General features: G+C 41.4%; 5 protein-coding genes. All 5 read left to right on the plus strand.

Going from position 1 to position 5370, the window contains the following annotated elements; genetic code table 11:
- On the plus strand, positions 1–204 hold a 204-nt coding region (locus tag K8S13_RS04355), incomplete at its 5' end, for a hypothetical protein (RefSeq protein ID WP_291460726.1).
- A gap of 80 nt (positions 205–284) precedes the next feature.
- Entirely contained in the window at positions 285–806 is a 522-nt protein-coding gene (locus K8S13_RS04360) for a DUF3592 domain-containing protein (protein ID WP_291460727.1), read from the plus strand.
- 9 nt (positions 807–815) lie between these two features.
- Complete coding sequence (locus tag K8S13_RS04365; protein WP_291460728.1) at positions 816–1127, plus strand: DUF4143 domain-containing protein; 312 nt, start codon at positions 816–818, stop codon at positions 1125–1127.
- Positions 1128–1131: 4 nt separating this feature from the next.
- A complete protein-coding gene (locus K8S13_RS04370) occupies positions 1132–1905 on the plus strand; it encodes a tRNA pseudouridine(38-40) synthase TruA (protein ID WP_291460729.1) in 774 nt (257 codons plus the stop codon).
- Positions 1906–1931: 26 nt separating this feature from the next.
- The coding region (locus K8S13_RS04375) for a RecQ family ATP-dependent DNA helicase (protein WP_291460730.1) at positions 1932–5370 on the plus strand (3439 nt) is incomplete at its 3' end.

Raw genomic sequence — 5370 nt, forward strand, 5'->3', positions numbered from 1 at the left:
AAGGGCTATGACAGTGCCGGTAAACAGGTGCTTAAAAATTGGACCCAGAACGGACAACGCACGGAAATGCTGGCAGAAGGCATATACACAATCAAGGTCACCAACATAAAGGATACAAAGCAGGTTGTAAAGTTTGAGAATGTCAAAATCATTATAGGTCAGCCTCAAACTATTACTGCAGATTTTCCCGTGGCAGCTCAGTAGTCATACGACATACCGGTGATATTGGGAAGATTTAAGATTGTGTTACAGATAAAGCGTTAACTTAGCTTTATTTGCTGATTATGGATAAAAAAGGAGTATTGAAAATGGCGAGAGAAGATGCGGTTCCAAAAAGTAAAAAGAGTAGTCCGGTTACCATGGTTGTGGTGCTTTTGGTGTTTGGGCTGATTATTGGTGGTGTCGGCCTTTACAGATATAATTTGGGAAAGAAGAGCGCCGCCTGGCCTGCTGTCAAGGGCAAGATGACCTATGCAAGAGCAGTGCCTACGACAGTAAATAAGAAACAGGAATATCGATTGTCTGTAAAATACAGATATACTGTTGATGGAAAATTCTACATAGGCGAACGCGTTACAGCTTCTGACAATTACCAGAAAACCCGGAGCAGCGCCAACGATGTCCTCAAAAAGTATCCTGTTGGTGGAGAAGTCTCTGTTTATTATAATCCAGCCAACCCTGGGTCATCAGTCCTTAAGACCGGGGTAAATAAAAATGTTTCCCTGCCATTAGGGATAGCGGCAATTTGTTTTCTGTTAGCTGTGGCGATAATCGTATCTGAATTAAAGAAAAAAAGATTAAAATGATTTGAAAATATGTATGTCATTTTTAAAGTACCTCCTTTTCATAAAAATATTGCCAGAGCAATTCAAAAAGCACCCAAGTTCTATTTCTATGATACTGGCCAGGTCATTGGTGATTCAGGTATTAAGTTAGAAAACACTGTTGCCTGTGCTCTGCAAAAAGAAATCCATTTTCGGGAAGATTGTTTTGGAGAGACAAGGAAATTCTATTATTTAAAAAATAAAGATAAAAAAGAGATCGATTTTTGTATTACAACGGATGATATTCCTTTATTAGATGATTTTTTGTGCTTTAATCAAAAAAAGAAAGCCCTTGTGGAATGAAGTTATGAAAAAATATTACTACTTGATTCATATTCAATACCTGGGTTACCGATACCATGGCTGGCTTAAACAGCCTGGGTTGAAAACCATTGAATTCATGATCAAAAAAACAGCTCGATTCATTCTAGGCCATACGAACTTTAAAATTTTAGGAACCAGCCGGACAGATGCAAAAGTATCTGCCAATCATTCTGCATTTGAACTTTTTGTCAATGATCCGTTAAATATCAATCAATTGTTCAGGGATTTTAATCAAAATTTACCCAATGATATCAAAGTGATAAAGATTGAGGAAAAGGACAAATTCTTTAATATTATTAATGCCCCGAGAATCAAAGAGTATATTTATCTGTTTTCTTTTGGAGAAAAGTGTCACCCCTTTAGTGCACCCCTTATCAGTTCATTTCAAGATGATCTTGATCTTGATTTGATGAAACAGGGCGCTTTATTATTTAAAGGAAAACATAATTTTATAAAATATTGCACAAAACCAAAATCGGGGATAATATCTGAAAGAGAAATATTGGTCAGCAAAATTAAGGAGAATACTATTTTTAAAGCCAATTTTTTTCCGGCAAAAAGCTATGCTTACCACATTCATTCAAAAGGATTCATGCGGTATCAAGTGCGGTTGATCATGGGGCAGCTGCTGAGTCTTGGAAGAGGCGAAACAGGGTTAAACGATATCAAAGAATCTCTTAAAGGGTGTGATAATCAGCCATTAAGACACATTGCCCCTTCCTCCGGATTGATCCTGAATAAAATTGAGTTTGACTAATTATTTGAGGGGCATAAAAAAAATCCATGACACCAGAAGATACCTTTAACCCGGGCCTGGTATCTGATATTCAGGTCAGGTTTGAAAATATTCTTTCATTTGATTTTGAGGCGGTTCCCAATGGGAATACCTATCATATCGGGGCTGTTTTCAAGGATAAAACCTTTCAGAGAAAGGAGATAAAACAGTTAAAAGCCGCTCTGGCTGATCTGTCTGAATTTTCAAAAGATGCCGACTATATCCTGGGTCACAATATTATCAATCATGACCTGCCTGTTGCCGGGGATGCCTTTCCCGAGGCTGGTTTTTTAAACCTTCCTGTTATTGATACCCTTTTTTTATCCCCTCTTGCCTTTCCTGAAAATCCGTATCACAAACTGGTTAAAGACTATAAGCTGGTTAAAAACAGCAAAAATGACCCCATTGCCGATGCAAAGCTGGCCCGGGTTATTTTTGAAGATCAGATGGCGGCTCTTTGTGCTTTAAGGCGAAGAGAGCCGGGACTTAGTGCGTTTTATGCTTTTGCCTTTAAAAATATTTGTTCCGGCAATGAAAGATTTGGTTTAAAGGGAATTTTTGATCTGTTTCATTTTCTGGCCGGAAAGGTTCCGGACAGGAAAGAGGCAAAAATAATATTTCAGGACCTTTCCAGAGGGAAGGTCTGCAGGACAGGTCTTGGGGAGATCTGGGAAGAATATTCCGGTCTTGCTGCCAAAAGACCTGTGCTGGCTTATGTTCTTTCCTGGATCATGGTCTCGGGAGGTAATTCAATCATACCGCCCTGGGTAAAGCATGAATATCCTGAAATTCCCGGTATCATCAGGAAACTTCGGTATTCGTGCAGTGATGAAGGCTGTGCGTTTTGCAGGGAGCACAATGATTCTGAAAAATTATTGAAAAAATACTTTGGATTTGAAACGTACAGGGCGCTGGCCGATGGAAGGCAGCTTCAAAAACAGATTATTGACTCAAACCTGAACGGAAGTCCTTTGCTTGGTATCCTTCCCACGGGCGGGGGAAAATCCATCTGTTACCAGGTACCTGCTCTTCACAGGCATGACCGGCTGGGAGAGCTGACCATTGTGATTTCACCGCTCAAGGCATTGATGAAGGATCAGGTGGACAATTTGAACAGGACCACCGGAACTGAAACAGCCGCAGCCATTAACGGCAGCCTCACCCTTCCGGAACGGGGGGCTGTGATGGAGAGGGTAAGGCTGGGTGATATCGGTATTTTATACCTTTCTCCGGAACAGATGCGTAATTTCAGTGTAGCCCAGCTGATCAAATCAAGGAATGTGGGGTGCTGGGTGTTTGATGAAGCCCATTGTCTTTCCAAGTGGGGGCATGATTTCAGGCCTGATTATCTCCATGTTTCCGAGTTTATTGCAGGTTACAGCAGGAACTCAGGCAACTCTCCGCTTGTAGGGGCATTTACGGCAACAGCGAAAAAGGATGTCATAGAAGAAATTTTAAGTCATTTTACAGAAAAATTGTCCATTGACCTTGAATGTTTTATCGGGGGCGTGCAAAGGGAAAATCTTAATTTTCAGGTATGGCCGGTGACAGAGAATGAAAAATATGACGTAATTTTCAATTGCCTTAAGGAAATTTTTGCAGACCGCAAAGGCGGCGCAATTGTTTATTGTTCAAAACGGAAGAATACGGAAGATTTAAGCGGATTTTTAAATGAAAAAGGGATCTTTTGTGAGGCGTTTCATGCCGGAAGAAGTGAACCGGACAAGAAAAATATCCAGGACGATTTTGTTGAAGGAAAGATACCGGTGATCTGTGCTACAAATGCCTTTGGTATGGGGATCGACAAAAAGGATATACGACTTGTCATCCATGCAGATATTCCCGGCTCCCTTGAAAATTATCTGCAGGAGGCAGGCCGTGCCGGAAGGGATATGGAACCCTCGGACTGCATCCTTTTATACGAGCAGGAGGATATCGAGAACCAGTTCTCCTTGAATGCCTATTCAAAACTTTCCATAAAAGATATCAAAAAAATTCTTGGGCTATTGAAAAAAAGAGGCGCTAAAACACCTGAAATTATCATTACTCCGGGTGAAATCATGCGCCTGATCGGATACGAAGATTTTGGCGGTAATGATGCCAGAGCCAGTATTGGCGTCAGCTGGCTTGAAAGAAAGGGGTTTGTGGAACGCTCCTTTAACCAGACCCTCTTTTTTAAAGGCACACCTGCGGTCAAAAATATGGAAGAAGCTGCCAAAAAGATCGAGAAACTCAATCTTTCAAAGATCATGAGAGCTGTTTTTATCACCATTTTAAATTTTTTATTCAATGCCGATTCCAACACGCTTTTGTCGGCAGATGAGATCTGTGTCGCCCTTGGAAAGATAAAGGATTTACCTGAAAAATATCTGGATTCCCGTCATGTCATCACCCTTTTGTCGGATATGGCAAACGCCGGCCTGATAAGGGAAGGGGTTGTCATGACAGCCTTTGTAAAGCCAAAGGGCAAAGGCAGTTCTCCAAAGAGTTTTGAATATTTTGCTGAAATTGAGAAACAGATGATTAAAATCATGGAAGAAATGGCACCGGATTCATATTTGTCCCCTGACAGGGCGGATGTATTCAATCTCCGGCTCATGTCCCAGCGCCTGAAAGACAGTGAATTTAAAAATATCAATGCTGATACCGTGGAAAGAATTCTCAGGTCTATTGCCAATGATAAGGGGGAAAGCCTGGGAAAAAGCATGAAGATAAGCGGCAGAAGGGGGGTAGATCAGCTCCAGGTATATGTGAAGTTTTCCTGGCAGGAGATTAAAAAAAGAATAGAATTGCGGCATCAGGCATCCCGGGTCATTCTTACGACCATTATTTCATGTCTTCCGATTAACTTAAGGAAGGGACAGGCCCAGGTTCTGGCAGAATTTTTCGTCACCGATATCATGGATGCCATGAAGACAGATGTTTTTCTTTCCGGATTCAAGGGGGATATCCGGCCTTTGATCGAAAGATCCCTTTTATATCTGCACGATGTGAAAATTATCACCTTGCAGAATGGCCTTGGCGTGTTCCGGCAGGCAATGACGATTACAATGCTTCCGGGGACTAGAAAAAGGCAGTATACCAAAGGGGACTACGAGCCGTTGTCCCATCATTACGCCCAGAAGAATGTACAGGTTCATGTCATGGAAAAATTTGCAAGGCTGGGCCTGGAAAAGATAAAGACCGCCCTTAATTTTGTAAGTGATTATTTTTCATTTTCCTATGACTCCTTTATAAGTCAATATTTTCCAGATGAAAAAGAGATCATTCAAACAGCCATGACCGCAGAAGCTTACAAAAAGATTATCCAGTCCCTTGAGAACAGCATCCAGGAAACCATTGTGGCGTCACCGCCTGAAAAAAACATGCTGGTACTTGCAGGCCCTGGTTCCGGAAAAACAAAAACCATCGTGCACAGATGTGCCTGGCTGATAAAGGCTAAATCTG

It is taken from the genome of Desulfobacula sp. (genome assembly GCF_021107415.1).